Raw genomic sequence first — 18,800 nt, 5'->3', positions numbered from 1 at the left:
TACAGATGGCGAGCTGGAAACTCCTCAGTTTCCAGATACGGCGAGGCGTGGCCGCTGTGCAGGACGTGTCGCCGTGAGTGGTTCCAACGTCCTCGACACCACCCGCTTGTAGTCCCGGCGGATTGAACCAGGCCATTTCTCTGGGTTACTTCTCTTGACTCCGGGCATCCTGCCCTCCACCCTTCGGGCCAGCTTCGCTGTTCGCCACCGCTCCCAGCGGTGGCGTGGGCCAGCAAAGAGAAGTAACTCGGGCGCCGGCAGGCGACCGAAACCGCCTTGTCCCCAGCCCGGCGTCACCACGTTCGTTCGGCTTCCTTCACCGGATGGGCGACACCGTCACGCGACCGCCACTTCCGTTCGCTCCTTGGGAAACGGACGGAACATCGTCGCGATCAGGAACGCGCCGAGGCCGATCGCGGACGACCCGATATACAGGCCGCCGTAACTGCCGAACGTGTCAACGATCAGGCCGCCGGCGACCGGCCCCGTAGCCATGCCCAGACTGCCGGCCATAGCGCAACCGCCGATCACGGTACCTATCATCCGCAACGGAAAGTTTTCGCGCGCGAGCACCGAGTACAGCGGCATCACGCCCGCGTAGATGAAGCCGAACAGCGTCGCGACCGCATAGAAACCGTCGAGCGTATTCACGAAGTAGTAACCGAGCGCGCCGAACGCCTGCGTGAGCAGCCCCGCCACCAGCATGCGCTTCGCGCCCACGCGGTCGCCGAGGAACCCGAACACGATGCGCCCGCCCATGCCGGCGAGCCCTTCGACGCTGTAGATCGACACCGCGGCGATCAACGGGATGCCGCAGGTCACCGCATAGCTGACCGTGTGGAAGATCGGCCCGGAATGCGTCGCGCAGCAGAAGAAGTTGGTCAGCAGCAGGATGATGAACTGCGGCGAGCGCAACGCGTCCCCGATCGACATCGCTGCGGGCCTACCGGCAGGCGCCGGCATCGCCTGGGCGCCTTCGAGCGCGGGCGCACGCCGCACGAGCAGCGACGCAGGGACCATCACGACGGCCGCCAGCGCGGCGATGACCAGCATCGAGCTGCGCCAGCCGTGCGCCGACACCAGCCACGCGGCCAGCGGCGACATGGTCATCGGCGCCATGCCCATGCCGGCCGACACCAGCGACACCGCGAGGCTGCGGTGCGTATCGAACCAGCCGGTGACGCACGCCATCATCGGCGCGAACACCGCGGCCGTCGAACCGCCCACGGCGAGGCCGAAGACCAGTTGGAACACGGGCAGCGACGGCGCGCGGCTGGCCAGCGCGACGCTCGCCGGCAGCAGGACCGCCCCCGTCATGACGACCGCGCGCGTGCCGATGCGGTCCGACAGGCTGCCCCATGCCATGCTCCCGAACGCCATCGCGATGAAGGCGAGCGTCATCGCGGCGGAAATGCCGGTCATCGACCAGCCCGTATCGCGCGCAATGGACCTCAGGAAGACCGGCAGCGAAAACATCGCGCCGATCGCGACGCAGCCCATCAGGCCGCCCGCGGCGACGATCACCCAGCGGTATCGGGAATCCTGCATGTGGCACCTTCCATCTTCGTATTGGCAACCCTCGGAAACCGGCTCCGGTGGCGACGCACGGCGGCTTGCCGGCCGCCGCGTCAACGCCGTTCCGGACCCGGCAGACAGGAATACGACGGACGACACACCGCGAAATCGACATGCACGGCGCACGCCTCATCCACGCGGAAGCAACACCCGCCCCGTGACGGCCCGGCGACGACCGAAGCCCGATACCCTTGCGGCGCTACGGCTCCTCGGGCCGGACCCGCGCGGTGAGCACGTGGTCCTCCCACGCACCGGCGATCTGCAGGTAGCGCTTCGCGTAGCCCTCGCGCTCGAAGCCCAGCCGCACCAGCAGGCGCGCGCTGCGCTCGTTGCACGGCATGTAGTTGGCCATCACGCGGTGCAGGTCCAGCACGCCGAAGGTCCAGGCCAGGCCGGCCTGCAGGGCTTCGTGCATGATCCCCTGCCCTTGCGCGCGCTCCGCCATGCCATAACCCAGATGACAGGCCTGGAATGCGCCCCGCACCACGTTGGCGAGATGGAACGTGGCGAGGAGTTCCCGGTCGCCGCGGTCGAACACGAACAGCGGATAGCCGCGATCCAGCCGCGCGCGTTCGCGGCCTTCGGCGATGGCCTGCACGCAGTGCTCCAGCGTGAAATAGGACTCGTCGCGCAGGGGTTCCCATGGTGCGAAGTGCGCCCGGTTCGCCACGCGGTAGCGCAGCAGCTCCGGCGCATCCGCTTCACCGGCGAAGCGGATGCAGGTGCGTGCGGTGTGCAGTCGCGGCGCCAGCTCCACGGCGTCAGCGTTCCTGGTCGGTCGGGCGTATCAGCATCTCGTTGACGTTGACGTGCGACGGACGGCTGACGCAGAAGGCGATCGCCTCCGCGATGTCCTGGCTCTGCAGCTGGCGCATGCTGTCGGCCCAGGCGTTGAGCGCATCCTTGGTCGCGGCGTGGCCGATGTGGTCGCGCAGCTCGGTTTCGACCACGCCGGGCTCGATCACGCTGACGCGGATGTTGTCCTTGTACACCTCGCGGCGCAGCGATTCGGAGAACGCCACCACGCCGAACTTGGTGGCCGAGTAGCCGCCCGCGTTCGGATTGGCGACGCGGCCGGCGGTGGAGGAGATGTTGACGATGTGGCCGTCGCGCCGCGTGCGCATGCCGGCCAGCGCCGCCTGCGTGGCGGCGATCAGGCCCAGCACGTTGAGTTCCAGCATGTGCCGCCAGCGGCCGAGGTCGGCCTCGGCGACCGGTTCCAGGTACATCACCCCGGCGTTGTTGATCAGGATGTCCAGACGGCCGAAATGCCGTTCGGTCTCGTGCACGATGCGCTGCGCATCGGCCTCGTCGGCCAGGTCGGCCACCAGCACCAGCGGCTCGGCGCCGAGGGCCGCCAGTTCCTTGGCCAGCGCATCCAGTCGTTCGCGGCGGCGTGCCGCAATCGCCACCCTGGCGCCCTGCCGGGCCAGTTCCAGCGCGGTGGCTTCGCCGATGCCGGAAGAAGCGCCGGTCACCAGCGCGATACGGTCTTTCAAACGGTTCTGCATGGCTCTCTCCCGATGGGATGGCGTGGGGACTGGTACAATGCCGCCCATTCTCCCGCATGCCGCCGCGCATGCCACCCCTGAGGTTCCCCATGTCCGCCCCGTCTCCCGATTCCGCCCCGGCTGCCGCCGGCTTCGGCGCGCTCGCGCTTTCGCCCGAGGTGCAGAAAGCGCTGGCCGACGTCGGCTACGAGTCGCCCTCGCCGATCCAGGCCGCCACCATCCCGCCGCTGCTGGAAGGCCGCGACGTGTTGGGCCAGGCGCAGACGGGCACCGGCAAGACCGCGGCGTTCGCGCTGCCGATCCTGTCGCGCATCGACCTCAAGCCCGGCAAGCCGCAGGCGCTGGTGCTGGCACCCACGCGCGAACTGGCAATCCAGGTGGCCGAGGCATTCCAGCGCTACGCGGCACATTTGCCCGGCCTGCAGGTGCTGCCGATCTACGGCGGCCAGAGCTACGGTCCGCAGCTGCATGCGCTGCGCCGCGGCGTGCACGTCGTCGTCGGCACGCCGGGCCGCGTGATCGACCACCTGGACAAGGGCACGCTCGATCTTTCCGAACTGAAGTACCTGGTGCTCGACGAAGCCGACGAGATGCTGCGCATGGGCTTCGTCGACGACGTGGAGAAGGTGCTGGAAGCCACGCCGCCCACCCGCCAGGTGGCGCTGTTCTCCGCCACCATGCCGGTGCCGATCCGCAAGATCGCGCAGCGGCACCTGAAGGAACCGGTGGAGATCGCCATCAAGGCGGCCACCACCACCGCGTCCAACATCCGCCAGCGCTACTGGTTCGTCAGCGGCATGCACAAGCTGGACGCGATGACGCGCATCCTCGAGGCCGAACCGTTCGACGCGATGATCGTGTTCGCGCGCACCAAATCCGCCACCGAGGAGCTGGCCGAGAAGCTGCAGGCGCGCGGCCTCGCCGCCGCCGCGATCAACGGCGACATCGCCCAGCCGCAGCGCGAGCGCGTGATCCAGCAGTTGAAGGACGGCAAGCTCGACATCCTGGTCGCCACCGACGTGGCCGCGCGCGGCCTCGACGTCGAACGCATCAGCCACGTGATGAACTACGACATCCCGTACGACACCGAAAGCTACGTGCACCGCATCGGCCGCACCGGCCGCGCGGGGCGCAGCGGCGAAGCGATCCTGTTCGTCACGCCGCGCGAGAAGGGCATGCTGCACGCGATCGAACGCGCCACCCGGCAGAAGATCGAGGAGATGAAGCTGCCTACCGTGGAAGCGGTGAACGACCATCGCATCGCCAAGTTCAAGCAGGGCATCAGCGACAGCCTCGCCATGGGCGAACTCGATCTGTTCCGCCAGCTCATCGAGCAGTACGAAACCGAGCACAACGTGCCCGCCATCGAGATCGCCGCCGCCTTGGCGCGCATCGCCCAGGGCGACCGCCCGCTGCTGCTCACGCCGCCGCCGAAGCGCGAATACGCGCCACGCGAACCTGCGCCACGCGAGCACGCGAGCCGCGAGCGCCACGGGAAGCCCGAACGCGCGCCGCGCGAGCAGGCTGGCCGTGAGCGCAGTGAACGTGCTCCCGCACGCGACTTCGCCAACCACACGCCGCGCCCGCACCCCACCGAAGCCGGCAAGATCACCTACCGCATCGCGGTCGGCCACGACCACGGCGTGAAGCCCGGCAACATCATCGGCGCCATCGCCAACGAAGCCGGGCTGGACAGCCAGTACATCGGCCGCCTCAGCATCCGCGGCGACCACAGCCTGGTCGACCTGCCCGAAGGCATGCCGAAGGAAATCTTCACGCACCTCAAGAAGGTGTGGGTGGCGCGCCAGCAGCTGGACATCAAGGAATGGGACGGCCAGGACGACACCAGCGGCGAGCCCGGCACGCACCCTGCCCGCCGCCCCGGCGGCACCTTCCGCAAGAAGGACACCGGCTTCAAGCCCGGTCCGCGCAAGCCGCGCTCGCACGATGGCAAGCCGCCGCGGGGCAAGTGACCCGCTTCCGCCCTTGCCTCAATCCGCATGATGGCGCCGAGCCTCGGCAGCGCGCCGTATCCGCACCGGGCGCAGTAATGAAAACGCCGGAGGGGTTTGATCCCCTCCGGCGTTTTTTCATCCGGTAAAGCTATCGCTGTTTGCAGCGATCAGTTCGATTCGGTGAACTGGATGTAGGGCGAGGAGCCGCCCACAGCGCTGCACGAACCGAGGTTCAGGTTGTTGGTCTCGCCGGTCGTGCCGTCGTTGGCCGCGCAGCCCGGGGCGCTGGTGCTGTTGTCGTTCACCTGCAAGTTCACCGTCACCGACGAACCGCTGTTGAACGTGGCCGCCGAGCCGCCGCCGTTGCCGACGATGTTGAACTCGGACTGGTTCCAGACGTGGGCGGCGCCCAGCGTGCTGTCGGGCTGGCTGACCGCATAGGCCTCGGTACCGTTGGTGAAGGTCACCGTATCGTTGCCGTTGGCCACCACCGAACCGGCCAGCTTCAGGTTGCCGAGCTGGGAAGCGGGAACGGTGACGCTATTCACGGCCGTGCTGTTCTTGTAGCAGCCGTTGTACGAGCTGGTCTTGTAGGACGTCCAGCCGCCGCTGCGCGGGCAGCGGGAACGCGACGGAATGAACATCCAGTCCTGCATGAACACCTGCGCTACGCCACCGACATAGCTCGAGGAATAGATGAACTGCTGCCAGACCTGGCAGCTCGAATAGCCATAGCTGGCGCAGGCCGGCGAGGAGCTGGACAGGTTGGTGTTGAGCTGCAGCGTATAGCTGTTGGCGGTGCCGCCGTCGGTTTCGCTGGTCACGCCCGTCACGACCGGGAAGCTGCCGGTGGCCGAGCTGGTCAGGTTGGTCGTGGTGGCAGCGTAGTCATCGCCGTTGCCGACGGTTTCCGCCATGCCGTTCTTCAGCTTCACATGCGGATTGGAGCGATAGCTGGTGGCTTCGCAGGTGGCTTTTTCCCAGATGACGCTGGGGAACGAAGCGTGGAAACATCCTTCCATGGGCGGCGCCATTTGCCGCATTGTCTGGTGCCAGGTCTTGAGCGCCTGAGCCTGCGCGTCGGCGGCGATGTCGGCCGTCGATGCCGCAACAGGCAGGAATGAAGCGGCGCCGAGAAGCCCAGCCACCGATACGATCTTGGCAATGCGACGAATGCCGAATGCGTTCTTGGACTGCATTACACCCTCCTAGAAATTGGTTTAATTGAAGGTTGTTGAACAGGAAAGACAGGCACGGCTGCGCTTTCAGCATGCAGATATCAGCAGGCGCCGTTACGCGCAGGCAGATACCTCGCAACCGCGATAGCCCTTGAGCGTCCTCTGAATCTCTCCCTATCCGCGGCCAAGGATCCGACTAGCCTCCCCAGGAAGTCTCGTGTCCGCGGATGCACCGAGCCTATCGGTAACGACCGGTGAAAAAAAGGTGCTCGGCAACATGCATTTTCTTGCGACAAGCAACCGGAGAACCCGCTCACTAAAGAGGCCGCATGGGTGGCTGGGCTGCCTTCGGAACCGGGCTGCCCATCGACATGTCCGGCGGCGATTACAGCCGCGCCGCCGGGCAAATGCGAGGAACGATATCGCGCGTGCTCACGGGCGTTTCCTGCGGGCAACGCTGCGTTCCCTGTTTCGCCGCTGCAAACCGCGCGAACGCCACTATCTTGGACACGTTCCCACCGAGGCGACCTGCAATGTCCACCCTGCCCAGCTTGTACGTTTCCCACGGCTCGCCGATGACTGCACTGCAGCCCGGCGCCACCGGCACGCGCCTGGCGGAACTGGCACAGGCGATGCCGCGTCCCAAGGCCATCGTGATCGCCAGCGCGCACTGGCTGGCGCATTCGCCGCTGGTAGGCGGCGCGGCGAAACCGGAAACCATCCACGACTTCTCCGGCTTCCCGCGCGAACTGTACGCGCTCGACTATCCCGCGCCGGGCGCGCCTGCGCTCGCGGCGCAGGTGGTCGAACTGCTCGACCAGGCCGGCCTCGCGCCGCAACTCGATCCGCAGCGCGGACTGGATCACGGTGCGTGGGTGCCGCTGCGCCTGCTCTATCCCGCCGCCGACATCCCGGTGGTGCCGGTTTCCATCCAGCCCGGGCTCGGCCCCTCGCACCAGTACGCGTTGGGACGCGCCCTGGCGCCACTGCGCGAGCAAGGCGTGCTGCTGATCGGCTCAGGCAGCATCACCCACAATCTGCACGACCTGCGCAGCGGCTACAGCGCGGAGCGCGAGGCGCCTTACGTGCGCCCCTTCATCGGCTGGATCGAACAGAAGCTCGCCGCCGGCGATGTCGACGCCCTGCTCGACTACCGGCGCCAGGCGCCGTTCGCCCAGCACGCGCATCCCACCGACGAGCATCTCCTGCCCCTGTTCTTCGCGCTCGGCGCGGCGGGCGATGGTGCCCGCGCGCAGCGCATCGATGCGGGCATCGACCTGGGCTTTCTGGCGATGGACATCTACCGCTTCGATTGACCGTCCTCAGCGCGCATGCCAACGTGCGCGCCACGCAAACAGGGAGAGGCGGCGATGGCGGCAACGAAGCTGGGCGGCATGCTCGGTTGCATGGTCGTGGCGGGCGGCTTCCTGCTCTGGCACTACGGCCGCAACGCCACCATGCCCACGCTGGCCGAAGAGACTGGCCGCGCGCCATCCCCGCAAGCGACACGCGTGGACTTCAGACCTGGGGCATGGGGCTGCACCGCAGAAGAATTCAGGCTGCAGGTGCTCGACGGCAAGCGCTATTACGCCAGTCCGGTGGCGGTGAAGATCGTCGGCGGCCCGCCGGAGTTCTGCCGCGAGATCGACAGCAGCCACGACTACGCGCTGCAGGCGCCGGCCGCAGCCGACACGGACAGCAGCGGCCCATGTCCGGACCGCAGCTGCGTGGCCTTCGTCGCACGCGTCGCCATCGACGACCGTGCGGGCGACTGGACGCTCTACGCGCCGAACAGCTTCATCGCATCCGCGCACTGAGCGCCGCATGCCGGCCGTCATTTCACGATGACGGTTCCGGTCATGAACGGATGCACCGTGCAGTAATACACATAGGTGCCCGGCTTGCCGAACGTGGCCGCGTAGCTGTCGTTGCTGTCCAGCGCTTTCGACGGCGCGAACTGCCCGTTCGCGCTGACCACGGTGTGCGGCTCCTCGTCGCGGTTGATCCATTCCACCCTGGCGCCCACCGGCACGACGAGCGTCTTCGGCGTGAACATGAAGTTGCGGATCTCGATCCGGTTCGGCTTCTCCGCGGGCGAGCGGCTGCTGGCGGCAACTGCCGGCATCGCCAAGACGGCCAAGGCCGGCAGCAGACAGGCCACGTACGCAAGACGATTCATGCCATCACCTCTTCGGTGACGGCCAACGCATCCTTGCCCTGCACGTGGTGCACGCCGCGGATGCCAAGGTAGCTGTGCAACCGATCCGGCGTCACGCTCTTCAGCGGCCCCGGTGCCGGTCCCGCGCCGGGTGCCGGCTGCGGATAGGCCGTCGAACGCGCCGTGTAGAACGTGATGTTGCCTTCCACCTTCTGCTGGATCTGGTGGATGTGGCCGTTGAGCACGCTGACCGAACCGAAGCGGCGCAGGTAACCCATGGCCTCCAGGCTGTCGTCCGTGCCCCAGCCCCAGGCCGGATACAGCGACCACATCGGCATGTGCGCGAACACCAGCACCGGCGTCTCGGCGGAGAGCGGCGCCAGGTCCTTCTTCAGCCACGCGAGCTGCTCGGCACCCAGAAAACCCAGCCCACCCGCCTTGAGGCCGAGCACGTTGATCAGGCCCACGAAGTGCACGCCGCGATGATCGAAGCTGTACCAGCCGCCCGGCTGCTGCCGCTCGCCGAAGTGCCGGAAGAACTCGGCACCGTTGTCGCCGATCACGTCGTGCTCGCCCGGCACATAGAACACCTTGCCCTTGCCGGCGCGCGATTCCTGCATCAGCCCGGCCAGGGTGTCGAACTGGTCCGGGCGCGAGAGATGGGTCAGGTCGCCGGTATGCAGCAGGAAATCCGGGCGCACCGGCAATGCGTCGACCTGGGCGAGCGCGGCGCGCAGCGTCGATGCCGGGTCGGTGTTCGGCGCGGCATGGAAGCCGATGTGCGAATCGCTGATCTGGGCAAAACTGAAAGTGGTGTCCTTCGCCTCCGCGCCCGCGTCGGCGCCCAGGGTGCGCGCGTGCAACACGCCGCCCTTCATCATCAGCAGGGTGCCGGCCCCGGCCCAGGCCATGCACTTGAGGAAGCTGCGGCGGTCCAGATTCCCGTCGTCATGCTGGTTTGTCATGTCGCTCACTCCATGGCGGGTGCGGAAGGCACCCTTCGCCATGCATTACCGTGCGCTGCGGCGCCCTATTCCGGTTTTTCCGGGCCGGGAATAAAGTCGCCGCCAGCGCGGTAATTCCCTTATGCCCATCGAAGCGTCCACCGCATCGCCACCCTTGCAGCCCGCCATCAGCGCGCGCTTCGAAGCCGTGGTGCTGCCGTGGCTGGACGCCGCGTGGAATCTCGCGCGCTGGCTGGCCCACAACGATGCCGACGCGCAGGACGTGGTGCAGGAAGCGATGCTGCGCGCGCTGCGCTACTTCGACAGCTTCCGCGGCGGCGATGCGCGGGTATGGCTGCTCGCCATCGTGCGCAACACCTACTTCACGCTGAGCGCGAAGACGCCTCCCGGGCATCTGCTCGAACCGCTGGACGAGGACCTCCATCCGCTGGTCGACGAGCAGGCCTCGCCGGAAGCGCTGACCCTGCTGGCGGTCGACGTCGGTTCGCTGCGGCAGGCGCTGGAGCGGCTGCCGCCGCCATGGCGCGAGGCCATCGTGCTGCGCGAACTGGAGGAATGTTCCTACAAGGAAATCGCCACCATCACCGGCCAGAAGATCGGCACCGTGATGTCCCGGCTCGCCCGCGCCCGCGAGCGGCTGAAACTCGAATTGTCCGGTCAATCCGGGGAGGCGCCATGATCTGCGCTGACGCCCGACTGCTGCTGCACGCCTATATCGACGACGAGCTCGATGCCGCGCAGAGCGCCGCCATAGCCGACCACCTGCAGGGCTGCGCCGCCTGCAGCGAACGCGTGCGCGAACACGAACGGTTGCGCCGGGCGCTGGCGCAGCCGGAACTGTACCGGCACGCGCCGGCGGCACTGCGCGAACGCTGGACGCCGCAGCACACCGCCGCCGATGCCCGCCCACCCACCGCACGCCCGCGGCGGGCGCCGCTCGCATGGGCGATGGCGGCGGGTTTCGCCGGTGCGCTGCTGCTGGCCACGCCGCTGTTCTACGCCCTGCAGCAGCACGGCGTGGCCGGCGATGCGCTGGTCGACGAAGTGGTCTCCAGCCACCTGCGCGCGCTGCAGCCGCAACACCTCATGGACGTGGTGTCGACCGACCAGCACACGGTGAAGCCGTGGTTCGACGGCAAGCTGGACTTCGCGCCGCGCGTGGTGGATCTGGCCAATGCAGGATTTCCACTGGTGGGTGGCCGCCTCGATGCGCTGGACGGGCGCAGCGTCGCCGCGCTGGTGTATCGCCGGCATCTGCACCTGATCAGCGTATACGAGTGGCCGGCCACCACGCCTGCCGCCAGTGCCGACCCGCATGAATCGCAACAGCACGGCTACACCGTGTTGCGCTGGACCGAGGACGGCATGCACTACGCCGCGGTCTCCGACGTCGATCCCGTCGCCCTGCGGGAGTTCGCGCAGGATCTGCGTCAGGCTCCAGGCAGCGGCGAGCTGCGCTAGGCGTCTTTCGGCGACGAGGGCTGGCCCGAGTCCGCGGCTTCGATCCAGTCCGCCGGCGTCAGTGGCACCAGGCCATGCGCGATGCGGCCCTTGTCGCACTGCAGGCTGTGCCGGCCGAATTCCCACGACGGCTCTACTTCGCGGCACACCGAAGGCTTGATCGGATGGATGCCGCAGTGCGCGGCCACGCCGATCTCGCCCACCAGCGCCACGCAGCGCGGCGTCTTCGACTGTGTGCCGCGCATCACCACGCGATGCGGATCGAGCTGCTCGGTGAGCTCGGCGGGCACGGTGCCGCCCAGCGCCGGATCGGTCTCGGCCCAGTGAAAGGCGATGCGGAAATAGGCGCAGCAGGCGCCGCAGGTAAGGCAGGGGTGGGTCATGCCGCGGATTATGACGGGTGCGGGTCCGCGGGGCGCGGCTGCGCCCCGCGGGAGCGCCATCAGGGGTCGCCGGCGAACGTGTTGCAGCTGTTGATGTCGCCGCTGTCCATGCCGGCCTTGAACCATTTCACGCGCTGCGCCGACGTGCCGTGGGTGAAGGTGTCGGGCATCACCCGGCCTTGGGTTTCCTTCTGCAGCGTGTCGTCGCCTACCGCGCTGGCCGCATTGAGCGCGGACTCCACGTCGCCTGGCTTCAGCCAGTCGAGCCGTTGCTGCGTGCGGTTGGCCCACACGCCGGCGAAACAATCGGCCTGCAGCTCCTGCCGCACCGAGAGGCCATTGGCGCCGTCCATCGGATAACCCTGCTGCTGCAGCTGCTGCACCTTGTCGAAGACGCCGAGCAGGTCCTGCACGTGGTGGCCGACTTCATGCGCGATCACGTAGGCGCGCGCGAAATCGCCGGAGGCATGGAAGCGGTCCTGCAGTTCCTGGAAGAAGCCGAGGTCGAGGTAGACCTTCTTGTCGCCCGGGCAGTAGAACGGCCCCACCGCGGTGGAAGCTGCGCCGCAGGCCGTCGCCACCTCGCCGGTGAACAGATGCAGCTTGGGGTCGACGTAGGTCTTGCCCATCGCGGCGAAATAGTCGCTCCAGGTTTTCTCGGTGGAACCCATGATGTGGCACGCGAACGACACCTGTTCGTCGGTGGCGTTCTGGCAGTTGACGGCCTGCGTGGGCTGCGTGGGCTGCGCCTGCCCGCTGGTCTGCTGCACTCCGGCATCGGTGCCGCCCAGGAACGGCGTCACCAGGTCGCGCTTGAAGATCAGGCTGAGCACGACGAGGATCAGGATGCCGCCGATGCCGAGGTGGACCCCGCCCGGCTGGAAACCGCCGCCGCCACCGCCACCGCTGCCTTCCTCGACGTTGTCGCTGTTCTCGCCCTTCTGCCAATCCATGTCCTCTCTCCCTTTGCCGATGACGGAGCGACGATAGCGCCTCGCCAGCCGTTGCGCCAAACCGCTACATTGGCGCACCTTTCCCGACGAGACGCGCCATGCTCCAGCAACTGCCCGCCCTGGTTGTCCTGCTTGCCGTGCTGCTGCAGTTCGGCACGATGTTCGCGGTGGGCAGCGCCCGCGGCAAATACGGCATCAAGGCGCCGGCCGTCACCGGCCACCCTGACTTCGAACGCGCCTACCGGGTGCAGATGAACACGCTGGAAGCCGTGCTGCTGTTCCTGCCCACGCTGTGGGTGGCCGTGCATTACGGCTACGGCGGCTGGGCCGGCGTGGCGGGACTGGTGTGGTTCGTCGGCCGCGCCTGGTACGCGGTGGCCTACCTGCAGGATGCCGCGCGCCGCGGCGGGGGCTTCGTGCTGGGCATGCTGGGCTGGGGAGCCGTGCTGCTGATGGCGCTGGTGGGCCTGGTCCGCGCCCTGCTGCTGAGCTGATGCCGTGCGCTTCGACGGCAGCAGGCCACCGAAGAACGCCAAAAGCGCCTGGTTGCCGGCAGGCGATCGGAGCCGTTCTGCCGCTTGCGATACCTCACCATTCGCAGGGGATCGCAAACTCCGAACAGGCCACTAGGCGGCCCCGACCCGCAACTTCTCGATGCGGGCCCCATCCATCGCCACCACCTCGAACCACAGGCCCTCGCTGGTGAAGCGCTCGCCGGCCGCCGGCAAACGGCCCAGCTGCTGCAGCGCATAGCCGGCAAGGCTGGCGAAACCGTCGTCGCTGCCCAGACGATGGCCGAGCAGCTGTTCCACCCGGCGCAGGTCGAGGCTGGCGTCGAGCAGCCAGGCACCGTCGCTTTCGCGGATGGCTGCGGGATCGCCGCCCTCGGCATCGGGAAAATCGCCGGCGATGCTCGCCAGCACGTCGGCCGGCGTGACCAGCCCGAGCACGCTGCCGTATTCGTCCACCACCAGCGCCACCTGCAACGGCGAGCGGCGGAATGCGTCGATCAGGCGCAGCACGCTCAACGATTCCAGCACCGTCATCGGCTTGCGCACCACGCGGTCGGTGTCGATGCGGCCATGTTCGAGCAGGCTGGCCAGCAGGTCGTGCGAGGTCGCTATGCCGATCAATTGGTCGAGATCGTCGCCGGCCAGCGGCACCCAGTGATGGCCGCAGGCGGCGACTTCGGCGCGCAGCTTGGCGGCGTCCTCGCGCGGGTCGATCCAGCTGATCTCCGGGCGCGGGGTCATGATGGAGCGCACCGGGCGATGGGCGAGATCGAGTACGCCCTGCACCATCGCCAGTTCGTCCTGGCCGAACACCGCGCCGCCGTTCTCCGCCGTCGTCGCAGGGGCCGCCTCCTCTTCCGCGCCGCCGGTGCCGAGCAGCCGTAGCACCGCCTGCGATGTGCGTTCGCGCAGCGTGTGTGCGCTGGCGAGCAGACTGCGCTGGCGGTTGCGGCGCATGGTCTGGTTGAACGCCTCGATCAGGATCGAGAAGCCGATCGCGGCGTACAGATAGCCCTTCGGGATGTGGAAGCCCAGGCCTTCGGCGACCAGGCTGAAGCCGATCATCAGCAGGAACGACAGGCACAGGATCACCACCGTGGGCCGCGCGTTGATGAACGCGGTCAGCGGCTTGCTGGCGCCTATCATCAGCAGCACGGCGATCACCACGGCGATCATCATCACCGAGAGGTGGTTCGCCATGCCCACCGCGGTGATCACCGAGTCCAGCGAAAACACCAGGTCCAGCACCACGATCTGCGCCACCACCAGCCAGAAGCGCGCCTGCGCGCGGTTCCCCGGGCCGTGTTCGTCGCCGCCCTCCAGCCGCTCGTGCAGCTCCAGCGTGGCCTTGAACAACAGGAAGGCGCCGCCCGCGAGCAGGATGATGTCGCGCCACGACAACGATATGCCGTGCCACACGACGATGGGCGTAGTGAGCTGCACCAGCCACGACATCGCGGCCAGCAGCAGCAGCCGCATCACCAGCGCGACGCCCAGGCCCAGCAGCCGGGCGCGGTCGCGCCGCGGCGGCGGCAGCTTGTCGGAAAGGATCGCGACAAACACCAGGTTGTCGATGCCCAGCACGATCTCCAGCACCACCAGGGTGAGGAGGCCGGCCCAGGCGGCGGGATCGGTCAGCCAGTCGAATGCGAACATGGGGGCGCGGCAGCAATATCGTGCGGTCGGTGCCTGCGACTATATCAAGCTGAGCCATGCCGTACGGCGCATTGCCAACACCCGCATGCAGCCGCGAAGATGCGGCTTCGGAGCGCGGCGCCGCGCGCACCGGCGTTTTGCCAGCCAGGCGCTAGGGTTCTTCGCTCAATGGATGCACCACGCCACAGCCTGCCGCCCGGATTACCGCCGACCTACGCTGCTTCACCCTCACCCCATGCGCCGGGCATTGCCCAGGCGCTCGGCATGATCGTGCTGTATTTCGCGCTGCAGGTGGCTTTCGGCATCCTCGTGAGCCTGCTGCTGGGCTTCGTCTACGGCATCGCGCATCCCGGCGCCGCGACGAACGACGTCCAGCTGGCCATGGTGGACGCAAACGCCAAATGCGTGCTGGTGGTGCTCGTGCTGGTCGGCGCGGCCGCCGTCACGCTGTGGCTGGCGCACCGGCTCTGGCCGCGGCTGTGGCCGCAGGCGCAGCCGCCGGGCTTCGGTTTCGCCGTTCCCTCGTCCGCAGCCTGGTGCGCCATCGCCGTGGCGGTGGGGCTGATGATGCCGCTGGTCGGCGGCAAGCTCACCGAACTGCTTGCGCACGGCCACGCCGTGCCGCAGGACGTGAAGGAGCTGGGCGGCGACGCCGGGTTCCTCTTCCGCGGCGCGCTCACGCTGGCCGTGATCAGCATCGGTCCGGCGGTGGAAGAACTGCTGTTCCGCGGAGCGCTGCTCTCCGCCCTGCTGCGTCGGCTGCGCGTTGGCTGGGCCATATGGGCCAGTGCCGCGCTGTTCGCGCTGGTGCACCTGCCCGACCTGCACTGGCTGTGGTACGCCCTGCCCAACCTCGCCCTGCTGGGCGCGGCGCTGGCGTGGCTGCGGCTGCGCTCAGGCTCGCTGTGGCCCGCGGTCATCGCGCACGGCTGCAACAACCTGCTGGCGATGGCGGCGCTGTTCGCGTCGCTGCATCACCCGGTGTAGAGCGCCGCCTCGCGCAGCAGTTGCGCCGTCTCGAACAGCGGCAGGCCCATCACGCCCGAATAGCTGCCTTCCAGGTGCTCCACCAGCGTCGCGCCGCGCCCCTGGATGGCATACGCACCCGCCTTGCCGAAGGACTCGCCCGTGGCGACATAGGCTTCGATCGCGGCCTCGTCGAGCTCCGCGAAACGCACGCGCGACACGCTGCAGGCGCTGCGCTCGCCCCGCGCGTCGACCAGCCATACCGCCGAGATCACCGCATGCGTGCAGCCCGAGAGGCGGCGCAGCATCGCCGCGGCATCGTGCGCATCGCGCGGCTTGCCGAACACTTCGTCGTCCAGCACCACCTCGGTATCCGCGCCCAGCACCGTGGCACCGGCGCTACCGGCGAGCGCGGCAAGCCCGGCGCGCGCCTTGTCGCGGGCCACTCGGTTCACGTATTCGCGCGGCGACTCCTGCGCCGCGCGCAGTTCGGGCACGTCCACGTCGACCACGTGGAAATCGACGCCGAGCTGCGCCAGCAATTCGCGTCGGCGCGGCGACTGCGAGGCGAGATGGAGCATGCGGCGATCCTTCAAAGCGTGAGGCTGTATTCGCGGAACTGCAGGTCGCGCTGCCAGCCCAGCGACTCGTACAGCGCCTGCGCCGGCAGGTTGTCGTGCGCGGTGGAGAGCGTCAGGCTGGCTGCGCCCAGCTTCTTCGCATGCGCCACCGCCGCTTCGAGCAGCGCCTTCGCCACGCCTTGCCGGCGCGCATGCGCCGCCACAAACAGGTCATTGAGCAGCCACGTGCGCACCATGCGCACCGAGGAAAAGAGCGGGTAGAGCTGGGTGAAGCCTAGCGCCGCGCCGTGTTCATCGCGCGCCAGCAGGATCAGCGATTCGTTGAGGCGCAGGCGCGCGATCAGAAATTCGCGCGCGCCGTCTTCATCGGCGCTCTTGCCGTAGAACTGCCGGTAGCCGTCGAACAGCGGCACCAGTGCATCGAGGTCGTGAAGGGTGGCCGGGCGGACAAGGAGGGTCATGGCAGCTTCGCAGCGATAACGACGATCCAGCCTAACCGATGCCGTCCCGGATGGGGCGCCTGCGCCATGCGGCCGGGCACCGGTTGCCCGACCAAAGCAGCCACGCTTCTTTCGCGTTGTGCAGCACCGCCCCGAACGCGAACAGCCAGCCAAGCAGCGGCAACGACATGGGTGGGCTAGGCCCGGTGATAGGGGTGACCGGCCACGATGGTCGTGGCGCGATACAGCTGCTCGGCCAGTACAAGCCGCACCAGCATGTGCGGCAAAGTAAGCGGCCCCAGCGACCAGCGCTGATCGGCGCGTTCCAGCACCGCGGGCGCGTGGCCGTCGGGGCCGCCGATCAGGAAGGCCAGGTCGCGTCCGGCCATGCGCCAGGTCGCGAGCTGCCCGGCCAGCTCCTCGCTGGACCATGGCTTGCCGCGGCCATCCAGCGCCACGACGTGAGTGTCGCGCGTCAGCGCGGCGAGGATCGCGGCGCCTTCGTCCAGCATCGCCTTCGCATCGTCGCGGCCCTTGCCGCGCGTGCCGGGTTTCAGTTCGATCAGTTCAAGCGGCAATTCGTGCGAGAGGCGCTTGCGGTATTCGGCGAAGCCTTCCGCCACCCAGGCGGGCATGCGCTCGCCGACGGCGATGATGCGCACGCGCATCACTGCCGTCCAAGAATAAAAGCCGGCGCACCGCGCCTGCGTTCACCTCCTCTCCCCGCCGGGGAGAGGATTGAGGTGAGGAGTCTAGGCTTGCGGAGGCGCGCAACGACGCGTCTTTCCGCTTCATTGCCGGGCGGCCGCGGGCTTGCCCTCTCACTCCGGCTCTCTCCCTGGCGGGCAGAGAGCGAAAACAGGTGCCTTCCCCGCAAAGGAGCGGAAGAAAGCGGCTTGCTCACCCGACGCTCGCGGCGTCGTTTTCCGGCTCGCGGTCGCCCACCGTCCACAGCCGCTCCAGACCGTAGAACTCGCGGATGCGCGGCAGCATCACGTGGACGATCACGTCGCCCAGGTCCACCAGCACCCATTCGGCTTCCTGCTCGCCTTCCACGCCAAGCGGCATCACGCCCGCTTTCTTGGCGAACTTCACCACTTCGTCGGCGATGGATTTGACGTGGCGCGCGGAGGTGCCGGAGGCGATCACCAGCAGGTCGGCGATGGAGGTCTTGCCGCGTACGTCGATTTCGCGGACATCCTTGGCCTTCAGTTCTTCCAGTGCGGCGATGACGGTCTTGCGCAGTTCGGCCGTGGAATCGGCCTTGGTCTTGCGGCTAGTGCTCAAGAGGGGGTGCCTCGGTGCGGAATCGCGCGCCGGTGCGGCGCAGCAGCAGTATAACGCCCGCTGCCTGCACCGACGTCAATGCGGCGCCAACGCCCGCCGCGCCAGTCGGTATTCGTGCATCAGCCGCGCCATCAGTTCGGTGGCAGGCTGCGGGCGCACCCGCGCGGCGGCCTGGCCGCACCACTCGGAAACCAGGTCGGCGCGACCGGCTGCCGCCGCCGCGCGGCGCAGAGGCGCGGTGAGCGCGTTGAGCACGGGATAGGCCGGCAGCTCGCCTGCCATGCCCTCCATCGCCTCCACGTAGCGGTTGCGCAGCCCGCGCGCGTCGCGGCCGGAGAAGCTGCGGATGGTGGCGACGCGGTGGTCTTCCGCGGTTGCCAGGTCGCGCTTCCACGCTTCCGCCGCGGCGGATTCCGGACAGGCGAGAAAGGCCGTGCCGAGCTGGCTGGCCGCCGCGCCGAGCGCTTCGGCGGCAAGCATGCCGGCGCCATCCATGATGCCGCCGGCGGCAATCACCGGCACGTCCCTGCCGCAGTCCGCGACGGCATGCACCGCCAGCGGTATCAGCGCGAACAGGCCGATCAGCGGTGTCTCGCCCGCATGTAAAAACCCGCCGCGATGACCGCCCGCCTCGGCACCCTGCACGCATACCGCGTCGGCGCCGCGCTCGGCCCAGGCGCGCGCCTCCGCTGCCGTGGTGGCGGTGCCGATCACGTAGATCTCGCGGCGCTTCAGTTCCTGCATCTGTGCCTGCGTCGGCAGGTCGAAGGCGAAGCTGGCCACCGCCGGCCGGGCTTCGCACAGTGCGGCGAACTGGTCGGAGAAGCGCGGCGCCCAGCGCACCGGCAAGGTGGTGCGCACGTCCAGCCCCTCGCGCTCCATCAGCGCATCGAGCCGTTGGCGGGCGCGCTCCACGGCCGCCATGTCCGGTTCGACATCGTCGGGCAACACGAACAGGTTGAGCGCGAACGGGCGATCCGTCAGCGCCCGGACGCGCGCAGCCTGATCGAGGATGGCCTGCGGTTCGGCATAGCCCACGCCCAGCGATCCCAGGCCGCCGGCGATCGACACCGCAGCGGCCAGCTCCGGCGTGCTGGCGCCGGCCATCGGCGCCTGGATCAGGGGATGCTCGATGCCGATCTGCTGTACGAAGGAGGCCATGCGCGTCGCCGGTGACGGATGATCCGTCCATTATCCGCCGTCGCGCAGCAACGCGGTG

21 protein-coding genes are annotated in these 18,800 nt (G+C 68.3%); 7 read left to right on the top strand and 14 right to left on the bottom strand.

Annotation, left to right across the window (positions count from 1 at the left end):
• Positions 1-336: 336 nt before the first annotated feature.
• From IHE46_RS04150 to IHE46_RS04140, 3 genes are all read right to left on the bottom strand, one after another.
• The gene (locus IHE46_RS04150) at positions 337-1,548 is read right to left on the bottom strand and encodes an MFS transporter (RefSeq protein WP_192163367.1); all 1,212 of its coding nucleotides are present in this window, start codon (positions 1,546-1,548) and stop codon (positions 337-339) included.
• Positions 1,549-1,774: 226 nt separating this feature from the next.
• On the bottom strand, positions 1,775-2,332 hold the full coding sequence (locus tag IHE46_RS04145) for a GNAT family N-acetyltransferase (protein WP_192163366.1): 558 nt from the start codon (positions 2,330-2,332) through the stop codon (positions 1,775-1,777).
• Between the two features lie 4 nt (positions 2,333-2,336).
• On the bottom strand, positions 2,337-3,086 hold the full coding sequence (locus IHE46_RS04140; RefSeq protein ID WP_192163365.1) for an SDR family NAD(P)-dependent oxidoreductase: 750 nt from the start codon (positions 3,084-3,086) through the stop codon (positions 2,337-2,339).
• A gap of 89 nt (positions 3,087-3,175) precedes the next feature.
• On the opposite strand from IHE46_RS04140, the gene IHE46_RS04135 reads away from it, so the two are divergent.
• Complete coding sequence (locus IHE46_RS04135) at positions 3,176-5,059, top strand: DEAD/DEAH box helicase (protein WP_192163364.1); 1,884 nt, start codon at positions 3,176-3,178, stop codon at positions 5,057-5,059.
• Between the two features lie 149 nt (positions 5,060-5,208).
• Here IHE46_RS04135 and IHE46_RS04130 read toward each other — a convergent pair whose 3' ends face one another.
• On the bottom strand, positions 5,209-6,240 hold the full coding sequence (locus tag IHE46_RS04130) for a hypothetical protein (RefSeq protein ID WP_192163363.1): 1,032 nt from the start codon (positions 6,238-6,240) through the stop codon (positions 5,209-5,211).
• 512 nt (positions 6,241-6,752) lie between these two features.
• Between IHE46_RS04130 and IHE46_RS04125 the strand changes: the two genes are divergently transcribed.
• Together IHE46_RS04125 and IHE46_RS04120 are read left to right on the top strand one after the other, a co-directional pair.
• Complete coding sequence (locus IHE46_RS04125) at positions 6,753-7,535, top strand: class III extradiol ring-cleavage dioxygenase (RefSeq protein WP_192163362.1); 783 nt, start codon at positions 6,753-6,755, stop codon at positions 7,533-7,535.
• Positions 7,536-7,589: 54 nt separating this feature from the next.
• Positions 7,590-8,036: a hypothetical protein gene (locus IHE46_RS04120; RefSeq protein ID WP_192163361.1), complete on the top strand. Its 447-nt coding sequence runs from the start codon at positions 7,590-7,592 to the stop codon at positions 8,034-8,036.
• Positions 8,037-8,053: 17 nt separating this feature from the next.
• On the opposite strand, the gene IHE46_RS04115 is transcribed toward IHE46_RS04120, so the two are convergent.
• Entirely contained in the window at positions 8,054-8,398 is a 345-nt protein-coding gene (locus IHE46_RS04115; RefSeq protein WP_192163360.1) for a cupredoxin family copper-binding protein, read from the bottom strand.
• Complete coding sequence (locus IHE46_RS04110; protein ID WP_192163359.1) at positions 8,395-9,342, bottom strand: metallophosphoesterase; 948 nt, start codon at positions 9,340-9,342, stop codon at positions 8,395-8,397. Before IHE46_RS04110 ends, IHE46_RS04115 begins: the two co-directional genes overlap by 4 nt.
• Positions 9,343-9,463: 121 nt before the next feature.
• On the opposite strand from IHE46_RS04110, the gene IHE46_RS04105 reads away from it, so the two are divergent.
• Together IHE46_RS04105 and IHE46_RS04100 are read left to right on the top strand one after the other, a co-directional pair.
• A complete protein-coding gene (locus IHE46_RS04105; protein ID WP_192163358.1) occupies positions 9,464-10,021 on the top strand; it encodes a sigma-70 family RNA polymerase sigma factor in 558 nt (185 codons plus the stop codon).
• Positions 10,018-10,803 (top strand): anti-sigma factor, encoded by a 786-nt coding sequence (locus IHE46_RS04100; protein ID WP_192163357.1) that lies wholly within the window; start codon positions 10,018-10,020, stop codon positions 10,801-10,803. The genes IHE46_RS04105 and IHE46_RS04100 overlap by 4 nt, the downstream gene beginning before the upstream one ends.
• On the opposite strand, the gene IHE46_RS04095 is transcribed toward IHE46_RS04100, so the two are convergent.
• Together IHE46_RS04095 and IHE46_RS04090 are read right to left on the bottom strand one after the other, a co-directional pair.
• Positions 10,800-11,186: a YkgJ family cysteine cluster protein gene (locus IHE46_RS04095; RefSeq protein ID WP_192163356.1), complete on the bottom strand. Its 387-nt coding sequence runs from the start codon at positions 11,184-11,186 to the stop codon at positions 10,800-10,802. The genes IHE46_RS04100 and IHE46_RS04095 overlap by 4 nt on opposite strands.
• Positions 11,187-11,245: 59 nt before the next feature.
• Positions 11,246-12,139: a neutral zinc metallopeptidase gene (locus IHE46_RS04090; RefSeq protein ID WP_192163355.1), complete on the bottom strand. Its 894-nt coding sequence runs from the start codon at positions 12,137-12,139 to the stop codon at positions 11,246-11,248.
• 98 nt (positions 12,140-12,237) lie between these two features.
• Between IHE46_RS04090 and IHE46_RS04085 the strand changes: the two genes are divergently transcribed.
• Entirely contained in the window at positions 12,238-12,633 is a 396-nt protein-coding gene (locus tag IHE46_RS04085) for an MAPEG family protein (protein WP_192163354.1), read from the top strand.
• A gap of 132 nt (positions 12,634-12,765) precedes the next feature.
• Here the strand turns inward: IHE46_RS04085 and IHE46_RS04080 are convergent, their stop codons facing one another.
• Positions 12,766-14,307 carry a TerC family protein gene (locus IHE46_RS04080; protein ID WP_192163353.1) on the bottom strand — a complete coding sequence of 514 codons (1,542 nt, stop codon included), beginning with the start codon at positions 14,305-14,307 and terminating at the stop codon, positions 12,766-12,768.
• A 168-nt stretch (positions 14,308-14,475) separates the two neighbouring features.
• Between IHE46_RS04080 and IHE46_RS04075 the strand changes: the two genes are divergently transcribed.
• Positions 14,476-15,294 (top strand): CPBP family intramembrane glutamic endopeptidase, encoded by an 819-nt coding sequence (locus IHE46_RS04075; protein WP_192163352.1) that lies wholly within the window; start codon positions 14,476-14,478, stop codon positions 15,292-15,294.
• Here IHE46_RS04075 and IHE46_RS04070 read toward each other — a convergent pair.
• From IHE46_RS04070 to IHE46_RS04050, 5 genes are all read right to left on the bottom strand, one after another.
• Positions 15,282-15,854 carry a Maf family protein gene (locus IHE46_RS04070; protein WP_192163351.1) on the bottom strand — a complete coding sequence of 191 codons (573 nt, stop codon included), beginning with the start codon at positions 15,852-15,854 and terminating at the stop codon, positions 15,282-15,284. The two genes, IHE46_RS04075 and IHE46_RS04070, sit on opposite strands and share 13 nt — an antisense overlap.
• Positions 15,855-15,865: 11 nt before the next feature.
• Positions 15,866-16,315, bottom strand: coding sequence for a GNAT family N-acetyltransferase (locus IHE46_RS04065; protein ID WP_192163350.1), 450 nt, complete (start codon positions 16,313-16,315; stop codon positions 15,866-15,868).
• Between the two features lie 176 nt (positions 16,316-16,491).
• The gene (rlmH, locus tag IHE46_RS04060; RefSeq protein WP_192163349.1) at positions 16,492-16,962 is read right to left on the bottom strand and encodes a 23S rRNA (pseudouridine(1915)-N(3))-methyltransferase RlmH; all 471 of its coding nucleotides are present in this window, start codon (positions 16,960-16,962) and stop codon (positions 16,492-16,494) included.
• Positions 16,963-17,194: 232 nt separating this feature from the next.
• Positions 17,195-17,581, bottom strand: a complete 387-nt coding sequence (rsfS, locus tag IHE46_RS04055) for a ribosome silencing factor (protein WP_192163348.1) — start codon at positions 17,579-17,581, stop codon at positions 17,195-17,197.
• A gap of 75 nt (positions 17,582-17,656) precedes the next feature.
• The gene (locus IHE46_RS04050) at positions 17,657-18,742 is read right to left on the bottom strand and encodes a nitronate monooxygenase (RefSeq protein WP_192163347.1); all 1,086 of its coding nucleotides are present in this window, start codon (positions 18,740-18,742) and stop codon (positions 17,657-17,659) included.
• Between the last annotated feature and the right edge of the window lie 58 nt (positions 18,743-18,800).

This window comes from Rhodanobacter sp. DHG33, assembly GCF_014843005.1.
In the GTDB taxonomy this organism is placed as follows: domain Bacteria; phylum Pseudomonadota; class Gammaproteobacteria; order Xanthomonadales; family Rhodanobacteraceae; genus Rhodanobacter_A.
Note: the sequence above shows the minus strand (reverse complement) of the source record. Positions and strands in the feature narration are given on the sequence as shown.